The sequence below is a fragment of the Rheinheimera sp. B2H12 genome, assembly GCF_059620065.1.
In genome coordinates, this window is the sequence record NZ_CM184363.1 from 3,083,007 (window position 1) to 3,099,049 (window position 16,043).

Annotated in this window: 16 protein-coding genes and 1 pseudogene; 5 read left to right on the forward strand and 12 right to left on the reverse strand. The window is 48.3% G+C overall.

The genetic code is table 11. The annotated features are described in order from the left end of the window. Positions 1-73: 73 nt before the first annotated feature. The 3 genes from AC53GJ_RS13215 to AC53GJ_RS13225 all read right to left on the reverse strand — a co-directional run bounded on the left by AC53GJ_RS13215 (position 74) and on the right by AC53GJ_RS13225 (position 3,416). Positions 74-853 (reverse strand): hypothetical protein, encoded by a 780-nt coding sequence (locus AC53GJ_RS13215; RefSeq protein WP_496728243.1) that lies wholly within the window; start codon positions 851-853, stop codon positions 74-76. Positions 854-1,026: 173 nt separating this feature from the next. Beyond that, positions 1,027-1,371, reverse strand: coding sequence for a hypothetical protein (locus AC53GJ_RS13220; RefSeq protein WP_496728245.1), 345 nt, complete (start codon positions 1,369-1,371; stop codon positions 1,027-1,029). Between the two features lie 239 nt (positions 1,372-1,610). Then, a complete protein-coding gene (locus AC53GJ_RS13225) occupies positions 1,611-3,416 on the reverse strand; it encodes a HAMP domain-containing protein (protein ID WP_496728247.1) in 1,806 nt (601 codons plus the stop codon). Positions 3,417-3,643: 227 nt separating this feature from the next. On the opposite strand from AC53GJ_RS13225, the gene AC53GJ_RS13230 reads away from it, so the two are divergent. After that, complete coding sequence (locus AC53GJ_RS13230; protein WP_496728249.1) at positions 3,644-4,996, forward strand: DUF5666 domain-containing protein; 1,353 nt, start codon at positions 3,644-3,646, stop codon at positions 4,994-4,996. A gap of 704 nt (positions 4,997-5,700) precedes the next feature. Further along, positions 5,701-6,237: a hypothetical protein gene (locus AC53GJ_RS13235; protein WP_496728251.1), complete on the forward strand. Its 537-nt coding sequence runs from the start codon at positions 5,701-5,703 to the stop codon at positions 6,235-6,237. 342 nt (positions 6,238-6,579) lie between these two features. On the opposite strand, the gene AC53GJ_RS13240 is transcribed toward AC53GJ_RS13235, so the two are convergent. From AC53GJ_RS13240 to AC53GJ_RS13255, 4 genes are all read right to left on the reverse strand, one after another. Next, positions 6,580-6,855, reverse strand: coding sequence for a hypothetical protein (locus tag AC53GJ_RS13240; RefSeq protein WP_496728253.1), 276 nt, complete (start codon positions 6,853-6,855; stop codon positions 6,580-6,582). A 6-nt stretch (positions 6,856-6,861) separates the two neighbouring features. After that, a complete protein-coding gene (locus tag AC53GJ_RS13245; RefSeq protein ID WP_496732796.1) occupies positions 6,862-7,068 on the reverse strand; it encodes a type II toxin-antitoxin system RelE/ParE family toxin in 207 nt (68 codons plus the stop codon). A 284-nt stretch (positions 7,069-7,352) separates the two neighbouring features. Further along, the gene (locus AC53GJ_RS13250) at positions 7,353-7,619 is read right to left on the reverse strand and encodes a hypothetical protein (RefSeq protein WP_496728255.1); all 267 of its coding nucleotides are present in this window, start codon (positions 7,617-7,619) and stop codon (positions 7,353-7,355) included. Between the two features lie 85 nt (positions 7,620-7,704). After that, on the reverse strand, positions 7,705-8,472 hold the full coding sequence (locus tag AC53GJ_RS13255; protein WP_496728257.1) for an SDR family oxidoreductase: 768 nt from the start codon (positions 8,470-8,472) through the stop codon (positions 7,705-7,707). A 156-nt stretch (positions 8,473-8,628) separates the two neighbouring features. Between AC53GJ_RS13255 and AC53GJ_RS13260 the strand changes: the two genes are divergently transcribed. Continuing rightward, positions 8,629-9,540, forward strand: coding sequence for a LysR family transcriptional regulator (locus AC53GJ_RS13260; RefSeq protein WP_496728259.1), 912 nt, complete (start codon positions 8,629-8,631; stop codon positions 9,538-9,540). A gap of 208 nt (positions 9,541-9,748) precedes the next feature. On the opposite strand, the gene AC53GJ_RS13265 is transcribed toward AC53GJ_RS13260, so the two are convergent. From AC53GJ_RS13265 to AC53GJ_RS13275, 3 genes are all read right to left on the reverse strand, one after another. Continuing rightward, entirely contained in the window at positions 9,749-10,240 is a 492-nt protein-coding gene (locus AC53GJ_RS13265; protein ID WP_496728261.1) for a DUF7000 family protein, read from the reverse strand. A 102-nt stretch (positions 10,241-10,342) separates the two neighbouring features. Beyond that, positions 10,343-10,681, reverse strand: a complete 339-nt coding sequence (locus AC53GJ_RS13270) for a hypothetical protein (RefSeq protein ID WP_496728263.1) — start codon at positions 10,679-10,681, stop codon at positions 10,343-10,345. An 87-nt stretch (positions 10,682-10,768) separates the two neighbouring features. Next, positions 10,769-11,272 carry a hypothetical protein gene (locus AC53GJ_RS13275; protein ID WP_496728265.1) on the reverse strand — a complete coding sequence of 168 codons (504 nt, stop codon included), beginning with the start codon at positions 11,270-11,272 and terminating at the stop codon, positions 10,769-10,771. A gap of 331 nt (positions 11,273-11,603) precedes the next feature. On the opposite strand from AC53GJ_RS13275, the pseudogene AC53GJ_RS13280 reads away from it, so the two are divergent. After that, positions 11,604-12,220: pseudogene (locus tag AC53GJ_RS13280) on the forward strand (hypothetical protein). A 297-nt stretch (positions 12,221-12,517) separates the two neighbouring features. Here the strand turns inward: AC53GJ_RS13280 and AC53GJ_RS13285 are convergent. Further along, complete coding sequence (locus AC53GJ_RS13285; protein WP_496728266.1) at positions 12,518-12,847, reverse strand: DMT family transporter; 330 nt, start codon at positions 12,845-12,847, stop codon at positions 12,518-12,520. Positions 12,848-12,912: 65 nt separating this feature from the next. Then, on the reverse strand, positions 12,913-14,379 hold the full coding sequence (locus AC53GJ_RS13290; RefSeq protein WP_496728268.1) for a metallophosphoesterase family protein: 1,467 nt from the start codon (positions 14,377-14,379) through the stop codon (positions 12,913-12,915). A 247-nt stretch (positions 14,380-14,626) separates the two neighbouring features. Between AC53GJ_RS13290 and AC53GJ_RS13295 the strand changes: the two genes are divergently transcribed. Next, on the forward strand, positions 14,627-15,976 hold the full coding sequence (locus tag AC53GJ_RS13295; RefSeq protein ID WP_496728270.1) for a GGDEF domain-containing protein: 1,350 nt from the start codon (positions 14,627-14,629) through the stop codon (positions 15,974-15,976). Positions 15,977-16,043 lie beyond the last annotated feature (67 nt).

A 16,043-nucleotide genomic window follows, 5' to 3' on the forward strand; every position in this document is an offset into this window, starting at 1 on the left:
GGCACAAGCTGATATCGCGGCCCCATAAAGCGGGTCTGTTGCCTGATATCACATTCATGCAGGCAGCCTCGGATTATTCCTGCGAATAATAACGACGTTTGGCATTATTCATGATCTGGGCATCAAATTCCGCCACCATCGAGGTATAGTCGTCCGCATTGGGCAGACCATGTTGACGGGCAAACCAGGTTCGTTCACTGGCAAACTCAGACAAGGTTTCCACTATTTTTTTAAAATTAACCACCTTGGTAAAGTTTTCTGCTGTGACATCATACTCCCCCCAGTGATAACCCTCTTGATCCGGCCCACGCTCCTGCTCCAGCGCATCCAGCATGGTGGTGCTAAAGTTACTGGCTAAAGTGACCAGATCATCATTGCTATTTAACAAGGCCGTCAATTGCAATTGTTGTGCTTCAGTTAAATCCAGCCGCTGCCCTTGTGCGCGATTCACCGCCAGACTGCCGTCCGCCGCCACACTAAAACCCCAGCTTTTATTGTTCGCCAGCTCCGGATGCTTTGTTGCCAACTGCTGCATAAATTCACCAAAGGCCATTTTAATATTATGCAGCGACTTCAACGCCTTGGTTTGTTGTTTGGCCGCGGCTTGGATGCGGGCAAAGGCTTCTTCATTGCTTTCAGAGGGGATCTTTCTGGTCACCACAGGCCGGCGATACACCGGCGACTCCTGATCAGGCAGGGTTTGCGGCGTTAAACTAGCCGGTAGCTGGCTGATTTCTGCTTGCGCAGCGATCATTGGCGCTGGCACTGTCGGGCGTGGTGCTGAGGTGCGCTGTGCTGGGGTATCAGGGCCGACCATGGTCTGCAGATTCAATGAGGGCGGTTTAATATTCATCTTAGCTCCTTGCGATGATGCGGTGTTCCTTTTATCGGCAGCATTGTAATTTTATTTTACAAAAATCACATAATTTATAACCAAAACACCGCAATAAAAGCTGAAGGCGCAGATGTTGAAGCCCTAGATCATCACTTTTCGCAGCAACAGTCCAACCTTGTTGACGGCAAAACTTAGCCATTATGCTTGTCGGACTGTAATCCTTGCTGTGGTTGCCTGGCGGCCAGTAACTGAGTGACCTCGGTCAGCTTTTGCTGCAATAGCGCCATTTGCTGGGCCAGTTGTTGCTGGATAAAGGCTATCCGCTGCGCAGGATCGGTCACGCCAGCAATAGTCTCTGCCAGGCGCTGCAAACGTTTTTGCTGCAACTGGTCCTGGCCAGCCAGCAGCAACTGTTGTTGCTGTTGCTGTAACTGACCGACCAGCGGATGCCTGGCAGCAGGATCGATGATCGAAGACAAATCGTTGGATTGTGGCGGCACCACAAGATTGGGATCAAACGGAGGCTGTGACATCATTTTTCCGCGACTGCAAACACCGGCGGCAACTGGAAACACAGCCGTCAGACCTGAATTGGCTGTCAGTGTAAGCGGTTGCAGGACTAGAGCTTCTTGCGCCAGATCAACAAATTGGCTGTGGCCTTTAGTGCTCTGACCTGTTGAACTTGATGCTGATACGGATGACTTGGGCAACAGGCTTAGCCCAGTTCAAAAGTTGTTGTGATTCAGTTGTCGCAATGTGCCAGCACGCATAAAGTTTAAACCTCTGGCTCTGTGCACTTCTGCTCAGTATTCAGTAAATATTGCGGAATAAAACGACAGGTCAGCAGATGGCGGCCCTGGCTGGTTTGCTGCGTCTGCAATTGCGCTCTTAATTGCTGTGCCCTGTCCTGCAACACCTGCAACTGCTGCGAATATAAGGTGCCAACGCCATTGTCACTGATGCTCAGTTCCAGCAATTGATCCGAAACCAGTTGCAGTGTCACCACCACTTCACTGGCCAGGCTTTGCTGCACCAGTAACTGACAACACTCTTTGACCAGTTGCAGCAGATGAATTTCTTCATGACCATGCAACGGAATATTCAGCAACTGATAATGTAACTCAAATCGAATGCCTGACTGCTGTGCCAACTGCTGCAAGCTATGTTGCAGGGCCTGCTCTAAACCGCCACCGCTGATGGTTAGGCTAAAAGTGCTGAGTAGCTGATAAAACTGCCGGTACGCCACATCCAGGCTTTGGGACAACTCAGTGGCGACATCCAGCAGACAAGTTTGATCGTTCCGGGCCAGACACTTTTGCAATCGATTGGTCTGAATTTTCAAATAAGACAAGGATTGCGCCATTGCATGATGCAGTTCACCCGCAATTAAATTCCGCTCCTGTAACAAGGCCAAACGACAACTTTGATCCTGTTGTTGCTGCAAACTCAATTCCAGTGCCAGTTGAGCTGCAACCGCAGCTAACAACTGCTGCTGCCATTCGGTTAAGGGCTGGTCAGGCGTGGTGCGCGCCAGCAAAATACCAAAATGGCGGAATTCCCGTTGCAACTGAAAACGCCAGACCAAACTGTCTTTTTCCCGCAAACCAATGGCTGGCGCCTGCCGGCATTGCTGGCAATTCCGCTGCTGACAGCTAGTCGTCTGGCACAACTCTGTTTTGAGCTGTAAATAAGGTTCAACCCCATTTTCGGTCATCAGACAAAGTTCTAACTCCGCCACTGCCACCAACTGCTGCAAGTCATTTAATAATTGTCTGAGCTGGGCAGATCCAGCTTGCTGGTGTAAAAACCGCTGGCTTAATTCATATAAAAATTGCAACTGCTGGTGATTGCGCGCCAGGGTGTCACTCTGCTCTGCCACCTGTTGCGCTAAAGTGCCATAACGACTGGCCAGCGCAGCACTCATTTGATTTAACGTCAAAGCCAACAGGCCAAATTCATCCTGCTGTTGCTGCTGCAACCTGGCACTAAAATCCCCCTGGGTGATTTGTCTGGCCACTTGTGTCAGCGCCTGCAGCGGTTGCACCACCCGCTGTTGTAAACCCCGATAAATAATAAAAGCCACCCCGGCAAGCAGCAGCACAGCAATCAGTTGCACCCACCTCAGCAGCGCCAATCTGGACTCAGCGCCCTGCTGCACCTGAGTCACCAGTTGTTCAATCAAATCAACCTGCTGACTAAGCTGACTGACCAGTTCCTCATCGCTCAATAGCTGTTGACTGAGCTTGCCGGCTAACACCAGCCATTGGTAGCGTGCCTGTCGGAATAACTCACTTAGCTTTGCATCCTGATGTTTTAATTGATAAAACACCGGATGCTGCCAAGTGCTCAGCAACTGTTGTTGTGCGGCAGCCGCAGCGGCTGGGTCCGCTTGCTGCTGCAACAAGGCGACTTTATAAGTTTGCATCCGCAGTGAACCGGCAATATTCATCGCCAGCGCATCATCCTTTGCTTGCTGTGACAACCAGAAAGATAACAGCATGGTCGATACGGCCAGCACCACAATGCCAGTCAGGGCAAAACGCAGTTGCAGGATCACTGAAAAATTTTTCATCATAGACATCAACTTTCCCTGATCGACCAATCGACCCCAAACCAGCATCACTAAGGTAATCACACATTAAAGCAGTTGCACTTCGTAACTGGCTTGTGCCAGATCAAAGTTCGGTGCAAAGCGTTTTGCCCGCTGCGGCCGCTGCCAGCCTGCACAGTTTGCAGGGCTTCACGTTTGCTTCACGCTCGGGCTTCTAAGCTAAGAACCATCATCAGAAGGAAACAGCTCAGGAGTTTATGATGCGTCAGTTCAGTTTGTTATTTCTCGCTTGTACCGTCAGTACCCTGGTCGCTTGCGGCGGCAGTTCAGCCCCCACAGCAGCCCAACCAGCCACCACCACAGCACAAAGCGGTGACAACACCAGCAAGCAACCAGCTCAGCAGCCGTCTGCTAAAGTGCAACAAGGTTATTTAACCGAGGTCAATGCGAATAGCGTGTCTTTACTGGGACAACAGCTCACTCTACCGGCCCAGGCCGTGCAGTACGCCGGCCAGAACTTACCGAATCAGTTGTTAGTGCCAGGTTTTCAGGTTCAGACATTGGCAAGCTCAGCAGGAACTGCTTTGTTGCTAAAACCAGATCTGGCCGGTTATGTCAGTCACAGCAGCATTGACCAATTCCGGCTGCAGGATAACCAACTGCAAGCACCGGCACATCAACTGCGTAGCGGTGACTTTGTGTTACTGACGCTGCAACGCGATGCTGCCGGCAGACTTAGCAATCAGGTGCAAGCGGCTATTGTGCTGACCGGAAATCAAATTCCGTTGCAACTGGAAATGACAGGTGCGATCAGCGAGTTACAACCGACGCAACAACAATTCCGGCTCAATGGCCAAACCGTGAGTTATGCCGCTGCCACAACAAAGCCGGGCTTGCTGCAAAATGGTCGTTGGGTTGAAGTCAAAGGTCAGCTCGCTTCCAGCCTGTTAATTGCCGATAGCATCGAAGCAGAATCTTTGGCAGAACAGACGGAAACTGAAATCGGCGGGGTGCTGAGCTGGGTCAGCAGTGATTTGAGCAGCATTGAGCTGAATCAGCGGTTGCGGCTGCAACTGCCAGTGCAGGTCAAGTTTAGTGACGGCAACCACAGCGATCTGCAGATTGGTAAAACCGTTGCAGTGAGCCTGCAATCAAAACAAGGTGAAATGGTGGTGACCGAAATCGACTTTAGCGATGATGTCACCGGGCCAAACCAGGCCAAGCTGGATAAAGCACAATCGCAAGGCCGTAGCTTTCAGGTCATCACCCAGGCCAGCTTACAGGCGGAACAACTGCGTTTTCGCGGTTTTGCTGTGCAACTGGATGCCAATAGCAGCTTTGAGGATGGTTTGACTGCTGAACAATTGGCTGGCCAGTGGCTAAAACTGGAAGGTGTGATGACGGCTGATGGCCGTTATTGGTTGAAAGAAGTAGAAAAGGCTCAAAGCGTCTTAACAAACCAACGCATTGAATTAAAAGGTTTGGTTCAAAACAACACCCTATGGGGTTATCCAGTCAGCGACCAAAGTCTGTTGCCATATGAAGGTCAATGGCAAGAATTCGACTGCCATTTTGACGGTAATACCCTATCCGCCTGCGTCCGGGACTAAGCAGCTATCCGGCTCACTGCTGGGGCGATGCGAAGTCAGCATAGCCCCACAGCAGTTGCGATTGCTGCCACAACACAGGCGGTGGAGCGGATGACGAAGTTGGCATAAGTTCAATCTGATAAAGGGGTACTAATGCAAAACAAACTTGCTTACTCACTAAAGACTGCTAAATTTTTTCACTGAATGACCAACAATACCCAAAGCTGCATTGGTCCGCATCATGGTGAATGATAGGGAAAGTCAGATGAAAATAAAATTGCCCGTCTTAGCTGTTGTCATCAGTGTGTTTACCCTATATAGCTGCGCCAGTTTTAGCCCTGTGATCTTGGATGATCCCGACGCGGAAAACATAAAAAAAGCGCAGGCAATGTGCGACCAGCACCAAATAAAGAAAAAAATCTGCAACGCCCGACAATATTGAGGCAACAAAAAAATATAAACACGCCATTATCAATGGGTATAAGGAAACGAACGAATTTGATAATAATATTCTGGGGGCGGTAACATTAGGTGTCGCAGCAAAATTAGCAAGTGCTCATACTGACGTTTTTAATGTTTTAGCAGTAACTTTAGGTTACCAAACAGCCATCAAGACCTATAACAACCAGTCATTTAAGTTGCAGTTGTATTCAAATGTAATCAGAGCTACACAGTGTATTTATATCAACTCCGACAGGCTTGAAGCTGAAGCTCCAACTGCAGATATGATCAAAACCGCAAGAGACGAGTTTACTAGATTTCAAAACCTTCCCAGCCAGCGTTTAGAAACATTGAAGGGAGTGTATGCGCAGCACTTCGAAAGTAAGCAGGGGGATTTTTCGGAATTTGCGCTGAAAATATCCAAGGCTGAAGCATTAGCAGCGCAAGCGTTGGAGGTGTTTGGATCAGCAGATGTAACCATCATTCAAGCACTGCAAGAAATTGAAATAACAGTCATTCAGCGATTTAATGGGCAATTACCGGATATAAGCCGGATCAGTACCCTGCTTGAACAACAAATTACAGCGAATAAAAAGATTGAAGACGCTGGAACAGTTGCAGGTGTTGCAATTCCGGCAAATGTTAAGGAAAAACCAACTATCGGACTAATGTCTGCAGCGGTAGATAAAATAAATATCGAGAATGAGCACATCACACAGATTAATTCAGTCACCGACCAACTCAACAAACTTGCTGCGCTGCGTTTAGAGAGATACAGCGCTGATATCAACCTTATCAAAGCTTGTCCTACGTTACTCTAAAATGTGCGTACAAATACTCAGAATCACTGATTGTTCATTCTTGTCGTATCTGAGTATCATTTATTTGGTTTGTGTCAGACGCACTAACCCCTTCTGCTGCGGCTAGGTTCTGCGGGCATGCAGCGACAGGTTTAACATTTGCAACCAGTACAGAGCATGCCGGGCCATCCGCGTCGGCAGCTAAAGCCAGCTTGATGCTGCTGTTAGCGGTGAATAACACCGCTCAAAACCAGACTGAGTAATATCAACAAAAGTCCAACCCCCTGGATAAACACATCAATGGGTCGATAGTCGGTTTTGACCTGGAACAAGGTCGAAAACGATAACTTTCGGCTGAAAAAATCAGCAGGCATCAGCCGGATACTGGAATAGCCCAAACAAATAAAACCGGCAGTCTGAAGTAATAACGTTAACTTCTGCCCATTGAAAAAAGCCATCATTGCGGCAATGGCCAGCACAAACCAAAAGATGCTTGGCCAGTGTATCAATCGTTGTTTTTCCATCTTTAACACCTTTGATATCACAAACACAAAATGCATTGAACTTGATGATTGTCAGGTTAAAATTGCCCAGGCAGTCACCAATTTTCCGCTCCAGAACGCCGGCTGCAAATGACACTGATGGTCAACTGTTCCCAAGCATATATACACGAAGCTGTCGCTGCTCTCGCATAACATAAAGGACAAGTACACGCTGTGCATCCTCACGATAAAAAATGCGACATGATGGTACAACAACCTCCCTGTATACCGAATCTGTCAGCTCTGGAGGAATGAGTCCGGATTTGGGCAAACTTTTCAAACCCTCGACCTCATCGAAAACTTCCTTCACCAGAGCGCTTGCAGCCGCAGGGTTGTCCAAAGCGATGTACTCAGCAATGGCATCGAGTTGTTACAGGGCCGGTTCTGTCCAGATTACTTCAGCCATTTACCCATTTTCTCTTTGGCATCATTTTGGCTACAGTGTAGTAGCCTGGTCTGCTGTACTGGCCGCGTACAATGACCTCGTTACCGTTCTCGCCGCACTCGGGATTAAGCACCTTGCGGTTGCGCGAAATGACATCACTCAGCAGCCAAGCCCGAGGGCACTCAGTTTGAGTTTTTCACAGGATTTTCTCACAAGATTTTCCATTTGAGCAAGATGGCCGCCAACGCAGGAACGCCATACAACAGAAGCATAATCGGCAACTCTTCTGCGACCGAGTATCCTGCTTTATGAACACCTACCCACAGGTTGAATCCAGTAAGTGCCAGCCACAGCACCAAGAAGGCGGAGATGGCGAAGTTTCCCGCCGAGGGAAAGTAGTTCGAAAACAACTTTGCCATGATACCTATCACTGCCAACAGCAAAAAACCAGCGAGGATGAAAAGACCAGTGCGCATACTACTCCTTTTTAATGACATGATTAAAGTTGAGAAAACGATGGCGTCAATGACTGAGCGCCATCCAACCTCAGCCATTTGCTGCTTATCGGGTTGTGAAACCACCATTGACAAAAAGTGTCTGGCCAGTGACCCATTTGGAAGCTTCCGAACAAAGGAAGTCAACCACCGGAACTATGTCTTCGATCTTGCCGAGTCGCTTCGCAGGTACCGCTGCGCTTAAATACGCCACTGCTTCGGGTGTCTCTTGGCCATGAAAAAAAGCAGTATCAATTGGGCCCGGTGCTACCACGTTCACGGTGACGCCACGTGAACCGATTTCCTTAGCCAGCGCCCGGCTAAAATCTTCCAGAGGCGCTTTGCTGCCGGCATAAACACCGTAAAAGCCGGTAAAAGCAGCGAGCAGCGAGGTGCCTAAAGAGATGATCCGTCCGTTGTCTTCAATGCACTTAGCGGCCTCCCGCATGACCAGAAAGGCGGCCTTGGTATTCGAATTGAACGAGCAGTCAAAATCTTCATCGGTATATTCTGTAAACGGCTTCTTGATGACAACTCCGGCGCAGTTGATCACAACATCCACCCTGCCAAGCTCAGACTTGACCTTGGTAAATATCGCTGCGACAACGGACGAGTCAGAAAGCTCCCCGGAAACGATCATTGCCTTACCACCAACAGCTTCCACTTCTTTAGCTGCATCTTGCGCATCAGCCGCTGAGCTTGCAGAACGATAGTGGATGACGACAGTGGCGCCTCTTGTTGCGAGGGACACTGCGAAGGCACGCCCCATGTTTTTGGCCGAGCCGAAAATTATGGCAACTTTTGCTGTGAGGTCTTTATCAATTGTTGCGGTCATTTGGTTTTCCTTATTGGCTAATTGCTGATGAAACATGCTGTTTAGCATTGAGCTTCGTAAAGAATAATTCTTAACCGTCACTTGGATAAAGTAGCTAATTTTGCCATCATTAACCAAGTTTTTGGATAATCCCCTCTTTTTAAACAGGCTAACCTCATGACTGATCGGCTGACACAGCTCGAAATCTTTATGAAAGTCGCTCAGTTACAGAGCTTTCAGCAAGCGGCTGACCAGCTTGGAATGCCCCGGGCCACAGTATCCTATGCAATTCAACAGCTTGAGCGATATTTTGGCGTGAAGCTACTGCAACGAACCACCCGCTGCGTTTCGATCACGCTGGATGGTGAGCGGCTACTGCCCGAATGTGAAAGCCTATTAATGCACTTTGAGTCCATCGAACAACTGATCCGGCCACAGAGCGAGGAGCTGCAAGGTTTGATCAAAATCGATATGCCCTGTCGCATCGCCCATCAACTGGTCATTCCGGCCTTGCCAGGCTTATTACAGCTTCATCCGATGTTAAAAATCCATGTCAGTAGTAGTGATCATCAGACGGATATTGTACAAGCGGGTTTTGATTGTTTATTGCGGGTGGGCACACTGGAAAATAGCCGGCTGATCGCTAAAACGATTGGGAAACTAAAGATGATCAACTGTGTCAGCCCAAGTTATGTACAGCGTTACGGACTGCCCACTACATTAGAACTACTGTCACAACATTACATGGTGAATTACAGCAGCATGGCGACACCACAAGCTACTTTTGACTATCAACATCGGCAAGATCAAAACATGCATCGCTTGTCACTGCCGTACCAGATCAGCGTCAATAACACGGAAGCTTACATTAGTGCAGCTTTGGCAGGGTTTGGCATCATTCAAGTACCTCGTTTTGACGTGCAAGCACTACTCGACAGTGGTCAATTGATTGCAGTGCTCGCTGAGACAACCAGCCCACCATTGCCAATCAATCTGATTTATCCCTCTCGAGAATATATGCCGCGACGACTCAACCTGATGATGCAGTGGCTAAAAGATCTGATGCAGCCGCACTGTATGCAGGCATAGTCAGGTTAGGGATTGTGTTGTTTGACAGAAACTATCTGCCGCTGAGGTGGCGGCAAATTTAGTTTGGCAACCAAGGTCATCCCAAGGTACAGAGCACACAAAAGGCCGGACCTGAACCGGCCTGCCAAATTGATGCGTGCTTGTCCAGACGCTTTGCGAATGGGCCGCCACAGCGCAGCCAAAGCATATTGCGTGTTGTTATCTGCCACTACTCGTATGCCTTTAGCGTGTTAAAAATTTCCTGTGACAAGGTTGCAAATGCATTGTGTATAGCTTTAGAAAGCTCTTTATTATCGTCAAAGTTTGGCTTAGCAAGCAGCGTCACTTCGAAAATAGAATACTCCGGCATGATTTCCGGATTTACCCACTTCACACCTTTTAGCTCTTCCCAATATCGAATTTGCACAGCTTTCGTTTGTCCAAGCAGCCAAAGTTCGAAATGCGCCTGCTGATGGTTAAGCACAATGGCTAGCTTTAGCTTAGTCTTTTTTAAATAATCATTTTGCAGATAAAAGTAAGTGAAATCTATGTAACCATGCTGCACATTTGCAACTGAAAACTCATCTTTATATATTTTTGAGAATTCAGTTCTAAGGTTTTGAAAAATACTAACCAGACTTTGGTAAGTTTTCTGAAGCTCGCCGCTTGCGAAAGCCTCTTTGTAGGCTGATATCCGTGCGTTTAAACTTTGACCAGGCATGTTCGCTGTCCTCTGGCTTTAACTAACACATAACTATTGCCTAGACTGCGAGCAACTTTTTACCAGTACAACGGCCAAAGGCCGCTATGTTTAAGGCGTTCGTTATGAACTAAAACTAAAGTAAAAAGAAACTAAAGGCCCAACGCTAACAATAAGTCTAGCAATGTAACCCCAATAATTATTTTCAACATTAAAAGCACAGCGCCAAACGGAAACAATGCTCCAGAAAAGCACAGTTAAGCTAACTATTAAAAAAATCATTTGGATTGATAAATTTTTATCAATTATAAATTGGTCAACTAAATTTGAAACTGCTGCATTAATAGCAACAAAATTAATCCAGTAAGCCATCCATAATTTTTCAAGTCCGTTGAAGCTACGAAGGATGTAGTGTGACTTATGTTTATTTTGTTCTTGAGTCACATTTTCAGAAGTATCCATGTCAAATCCTACTGGTATTTATAACGCCGCAATAACCGGCGCGAAGCACAAGCGTCCGGCGCCGCAGGTGCAAAGTTAATTGCATTGTTATGCGTGCTTCCCAAGTAACTCAATAATATATGGATCATCTTTGCTTTCAGGCCTGCCAATATAATAGTCCGATCGCATTTCTTCTTGCTCGATATTGCCCCAGCCAAGGAGTCTTTCTTCAGGCTCATAATAGAAATTTGGTGGACGCCTATATGTTTCATAACAAAAAGGAGCTCGCCCATCTACAAGAAACGTAGTCTCTTTGTAACGACTAGGCGTGACATCAATATATTCATTATCTTCGCTTACCCACACTGCATGGTGCTGTGCATGAAACATGCTTTGCTGGAAGTCTAATACCCATCCGAAAACAATCTCACCACCATATTTTAGCTTATGCGCCTTACAGTTATACCAACAATACAATGGCTGATAAGGAGAATTTTCAAGTTTTTTTACTTGAATGATAGTTCCTTCATTAGTTTGATTAATCGATGACATTCCGCTGGCGGGAACAACCCTTTGTTTCAATAAAACTTTACTAAATTCTAAAATATCCACTTAATTCTCGACTTTGTATAGAGCATAACTTTTTAATAGAAGGCACAGAACCCGCAAGACGGAAATTTTCCTGCCTTCTTTCATGAATTTTACTCAAGCAAACTTAACCTTTTAACCACATTAAATCAACCAAATTGGAAACGTGGTGAAACGGTTTCTTGCCCACGAGACGGTGGTAAAAAACTCATACAGAGCAATGTATATAAAAGCAGCCCCCTGAGGCATTCCCAGAAGTTGTATCGGTAAAACAATAATTTAGGTGAGGAAGGAAACATTCATGGCAATTCCTGATCTGATCTTTCGCCAAAAACACCTAACCTAAGAACACGCCATGAATATTCCAGCCATGCTCGCCGATTTTCTCAAAATTGTCAGCCCAAAATCTTTCAACAAACATCTTCTGAACTCACTGACGGCATCCTTGCAAAGTCTGCTCACCAACGGTCAGTGCTCGGTCACTGCAATTGGCCTCGGCATTGAAAGTCTGGCGCAAGAAAAGCACTGCATTAAACGCGCAGACCGACTGCTCAGCCACACCACCATGCAACAGGACGTTCCTGTGTTTTACGCGGCAATGACTGGGGCTTTAGTCAAAGGAAAACAACCACTTATCCTGGTTGATTGGAGTAATGCCGACAAAGCGACCAGAAAAGCCAGACTTATGGCCTTGGCAGCAACGCTCATCGCACGAAAAAGAAAAGCCGGTTAGAAGTTCTGCTTCTGCTGGCTGCGCTGGCCAACTGGTTGCATTACATGATTGGGCTAGCAGCTGAATTGGCCGGTAAACACAGGTCGTTTCAAGCGAACTCAGTGAAAACTCGCAGAGTGTTATCGTTCAATTATCTGGGTAAACGACTATACCGATTAGCCAAAGTAGGCATCAGCAGCGAGGAGCTCCAAACTGCAGTCAGGCAACTGCTTGAATGGGCCCGTGTTTTTGACTGGTAAAATGCCAGGAAGGCAATTGCATGATATTGTTAGATTATTTCTGGGGATCCGTCAGCGCAGGCCCCCAGTATTTAGTTATTACTTCGCCATTTAAGGCTTTCTGAGCCTGGTACTGCGAAATGCCAAGCGGACTAAGACCACTGATACCAGAATAGTAAGGATAAAATGCAGGCGGTGTTGGGTACCAAGTACTGGGTACCAAGTACTGGGTACCAAGTGTTGGACCCCAGGTAATGCAGCAGCCGCCTGTAGCATAGCAAACCGCAACAGCAGCAAATGAGATGAAACTGGCGCTGCTTAATGACCAGTGCCGGAAAATAAATTTAATACCAACACGCCACTGATAATTAATGCCATCCCGAGCATGGCAGGCAGGTCAAGTTTCTGGTCATATAACAACCAGGACACCAGTGCTACCAACACAATGCCAAGGCCGGACCACACGGCGTAAGCAATACCCACAGGTAAGGTTTTCAGCGTCAGTGCTAAACAATAAAACGCGATGCCATAACCCGCCACCACCAGCAAGGTGGGGGCTGGCCGGCTAAAGCCGTTGCTGGCTTTTAAGGCTGAAGTTGCCACCACTTCGGCCACTATCGCCACCGCTAAATAAATCCAGTGCTGCATGTTTTCCTCAATAGTTGCCACGAGCAGCGGCGGTCAGGACAAAGTGATCTGATCCAAAGCTGCTGTCAAGACAACAAAGTCACAAAAGGTTTAGCAAAAGCGGCGGCTGGTAAGCCATCTTTGCCTTGCTCTCTGACCAGCCAGCCTTGTACCCGTAATTCTACACCCTTGGCATGGCGCTGAAAACTCAGGGTCAGGAAATGCTCCATGGTCCGGTCCCGCCAATAGGACGAGCCAGGCTGACCAGCTGCAACCGGCACCCGATAATCCAGATGGTAAGTCACAGGCTGCGGCATCACCCCTGCACACTGCTGCTCGGGAAACCAGGCCGGTTGCGCTGCTGCCGTGGCAGTCGCCAGACTATTGATACCGGTCAGATTGGATAACGGCGAGGATACAATTTCCAGCAAGCGCCGGCCAGACCCCGCCAATCTGACTTCAGCCAGCCTGGCAAAATGCACATCTCCGGATAATAACAAGATATCATGCGGTGCTGCGGCCAATGCCTGCACCAGCGCCTGATATTGCGCCGGAAAGCTTCTCAGATTACGTTCGGAGTGACTGAGCGTATCTAACAAGACTTGCGACATCACCAGCACACCGGGGCAAGTCAGTTGTTTGAGCCAATCCAGCAACTGTTGCAACACTAAAGGGGCGACAAAGCCGTCTTTAGTGCGGTATGAACGGACATCCACCAAACAAAAAGCCAGATCCTGCCCAAGGTTAAAGGTACAAAACGGCTGACTTTGCTGAATATTACGCACTGCATCCAATGCCGCCTGACGCCAGGCCCGCCGCACCGGGCTGAGCTTTAACATAAACAAGGTTGGCAGCAGACTGTCGTAAAAGGGGTAATCATTCCAGTACTCATGATCATCCGGCAACATCCAACTGCCGCCCCGGCTATGCATACTGCCAAGTGCCTGCCAATTCAACGCATAATCCTCGGCCACCCGCTGGCGGATTTCACGCGATAACGGTGATAACGAATCCAGCCCGATGTCCAGATACACCTGATCACCCAGCAACAACTTGAGATCGGGCGCCATAGCGCCACCCTGTTGGTACAAAGCTTTATAAGCAGCAGCGGCACGCCCCGCATCGCGGTGCTGGTAAAAACAACTTGCCAGCGCCAGCGTAAAAGGTTTGTCCTGCTGGCCAGGTAAACGGGCCGGTAAGGTGGAAAAATAACCTTGTTTGAGCAACTGCCATTGATCCTGGCCATCATAGCCAGGGCCTGCCAGTTGCTGATAAAAATCCAGCTGATAACAGCGCCCTGGCGTTAAACCCAAAAGCGGTAGCAACTGATAAAAACGCTGTTTTAAGCCTGAAATGGGTCGTTGCCACTGCTGTTGCTGCAAATCAATACGCTGAATTTCAACCCCATCCGCTTTGACAAGCAACCGGGCAAACTGGGGTTGACGCAAGGTAGCAAACAAGGTGCCGAGCCAGACTTGAGCTGTGGTTTGACTGACCTGATGGATCACCAGGCTCCAGTATGAAGTATTGCTATTTAATTCAACAATTTGCATCAATATTCCCTTGGCTTTTACGCCTAACCCGCTGCAGTGAGTCCGTCAGAACCAGCCGCGGTCTCCCCTCACTAAGCTACTGATACTAGCAGATACTTTAGGGCAAGCCAGTTGATAACCGCCGCAGTGGAGCGCTGCTCTGTCCGACAAAAACAGTCAATATTAGCCGTAAGTGTTAAACTTAGCGTTCAGTCGCTGTGCGCCACACTGAACAGCACACGGCATTTATGCAGTACATGGAGTTTTTATGCCACTAAAACAACAAACCCAGCTGATTGCCGACTGGCAGCATTTATTAACAAACTCAGCCGACTTGCTACCGACGTTAAGTCGTTTTATTACAGAGCATGCAGCCGCCCTGACGCAGATTTTTTATCAACAAATGCTGACCGATGAAGCCGCCCGCCAATTTTTATCCCATGATCAGGTTAAAAGCCGGTTGAGTGCTTCGATGGAATTATGGCTGCGGCAACTGGCTGATAGCAGCGATTTGGCGGCCACCCTGGCGCAACAAGTCCGGATTGGTGAAATTCATGCCAGAGTCAATGTACCGGTGCATGTGGTGCTGCGCGGCGCCCGCTGCCTGAAAAATCATTTTGCTGCTTTAGCGCTGGCAAAACCTGAGTTGCAGGCTTGCAGCCGGCTGTTTTCACAACTGGTGGATATGGCAATGGAAGTGATGAGTCAGGCTTATGCGCATTCGCATGATCGCAGCGCCCGCAACGAAGAAGCTTATCGGCTGTTTTCAGTGTCACAGAATCTGGCCGCTGAACGGGACCGGCAAAAGGCGTCTTTGTTAGACTGGGAAAATAAACTGATGTTTGATTGCGCCGTTGGTATTGCAGCGGCGCAATTACCGCGTTTGCAAAGTTCAGAGTTTGGCCTCTGGTACCGGCATAAGGGCGCCCATGCCTTTCAAGGCACGCCTGAGTCTGGTTTGATTATTGATACCATGCAACAGATTGACGAAGCCATTTTACCCTTGTTAAGCCACAATGCAGAATTACCCGAACAACATCTGCAGCGACTGAAAGAGTTGCGTGAACTGACGAAAAGCCTGCGCTACCACCTGGAACTGTTGTTTGAGCAAAACTCCAGCCTGGAAGCTGGCAAAGATGTGATGACCAGGCTGCTAAACCGGAAGTTTTTACCGGCAGTACTCAGTCGGGAGGTGCAATACAGCCGGCAAAATAACAGCCCCTTTGCCTTACTGGCACTGGATATTGATCACTTTAAGCAAATCAATGACAACTATGGTCACGAGGCCGGTGATATGGTGCTGCAACAACTGGCGGTGTTGATGACCAACAGTTGTCGTGGCGGCGACTTTTTATTCCGGTTAGGCGGAGAAGAATTTTTGCTGGTACTGGTCGATGTGGAGCAAGCTGCCGCCTTAGCCGTGGCAGAAAAACTGCGTAAACTGGTGGCAGCTGAAGCATTTTTATTGCCGGGTGGCGCGCAGTTACAAGTTACTGTCAGTATTGGTCTGGCGCTGCACAATGGTCACCCGGATTATCAGTTGACGATGCGCCGGGCAGATGAAGCTTTGTATCAGGCCAAACATCAGGGCCGGGATCAGGTGGTGATCGCAGGTTAAACTCAGCCAGTGCTGCCGTTGCATTGCAGGCCGCATCGGACTTAGGGTCGTTGCAGCCTGCAGCCTT

Excerpts from the sequence above, each read along its gene's own strand:
- AC53GJ_RS13215 (WP_496728243.1), bottom strand. The coding sequence starts at position 853 with ATGAATATTAAACCGCCCTCATTGAATCTGCAGACCATGGTCGGCCCT.
- AC53GJ_RS13220 (WP_496728245.1), bottom strand. The coding sequence starts at position 1,371 with ATGATGTCACAGCCTCCGTTTGATCCCAATCTTGTGGTGCCGCCACAA.
- AC53GJ_RS13225 (WP_496728247.1), bottom strand. The coding sequence starts at position 3,416 with ATGTCTATGATGAAAAATTTTTCAGTGATCCTGCAACTGCGTTTTGCC.
- AC53GJ_RS13230 (WP_496728249.1), top strand. The coding sequence starts at position 3,644 with ATGATGCGTCAGTTCAGTTTGTTATTTCTCGCTTGTACCGTCAGTACC.
- AC53GJ_RS13235 (WP_496728251.1), top strand. The coding sequence starts at position 5,701 with ATGATCAAAACCGCAAGAGACGAGTTTACTAGATTTCAAAACCTTCCC.
- AC53GJ_RS13250 (WP_496728255.1), bottom strand. The coding sequence starts at position 7,619 with ATGCGCACTGGTCTTTTCATCCTCGCTGGTTTTTTGCTGTTGGCAGTG.
- AC53GJ_RS13255 (WP_496728257.1), bottom strand. The coding sequence starts at position 8,472 with ATGACCGCAACAATTGATAAAGACCTCACAGCAAAAGTTGCCATAATT.
- AC53GJ_RS13260 (WP_496728259.1), top strand. The coding sequence starts at position 8,629 with ATGACTGATCGGCTGACACAGCTCGAAATCTTTATGAAAGTCGCTCAG.
- AC53GJ_RS13265 (WP_496728261.1), bottom strand. The coding sequence starts at position 10,240 with ATGCCTGGTCAAAGTTTAAACGCACGGATATCAGCCTACAAAGAGGCT.
- AC53GJ_RS13270 (WP_496728263.1), bottom strand. The coding sequence starts at position 10,681 with ATGGATACTTCTGAAAATGTGACTCAAGAACAAAATAAACATAAGTCA.
- AC53GJ_RS13285 (WP_496728266.1), bottom strand. The coding sequence starts at position 12,847 with ATGCAGCACTGGATTTATTTAGCGGTGGCGATAGTGGCCGAAGTGGTG.
- AC53GJ_RS13290 (WP_496728268.1), bottom strand. The coding sequence starts at position 14,379 with ATGCAAATTGTTGAATTAAATAGCAATACTTCATACTGGAGCCTGGTG.
- AC53GJ_RS13295 (WP_496728270.1), top strand. The coding sequence starts at position 14,627 with ATGCCACTAAAACAACAAACCCAGCTGATTGCCGACTGGCAGCATTTA.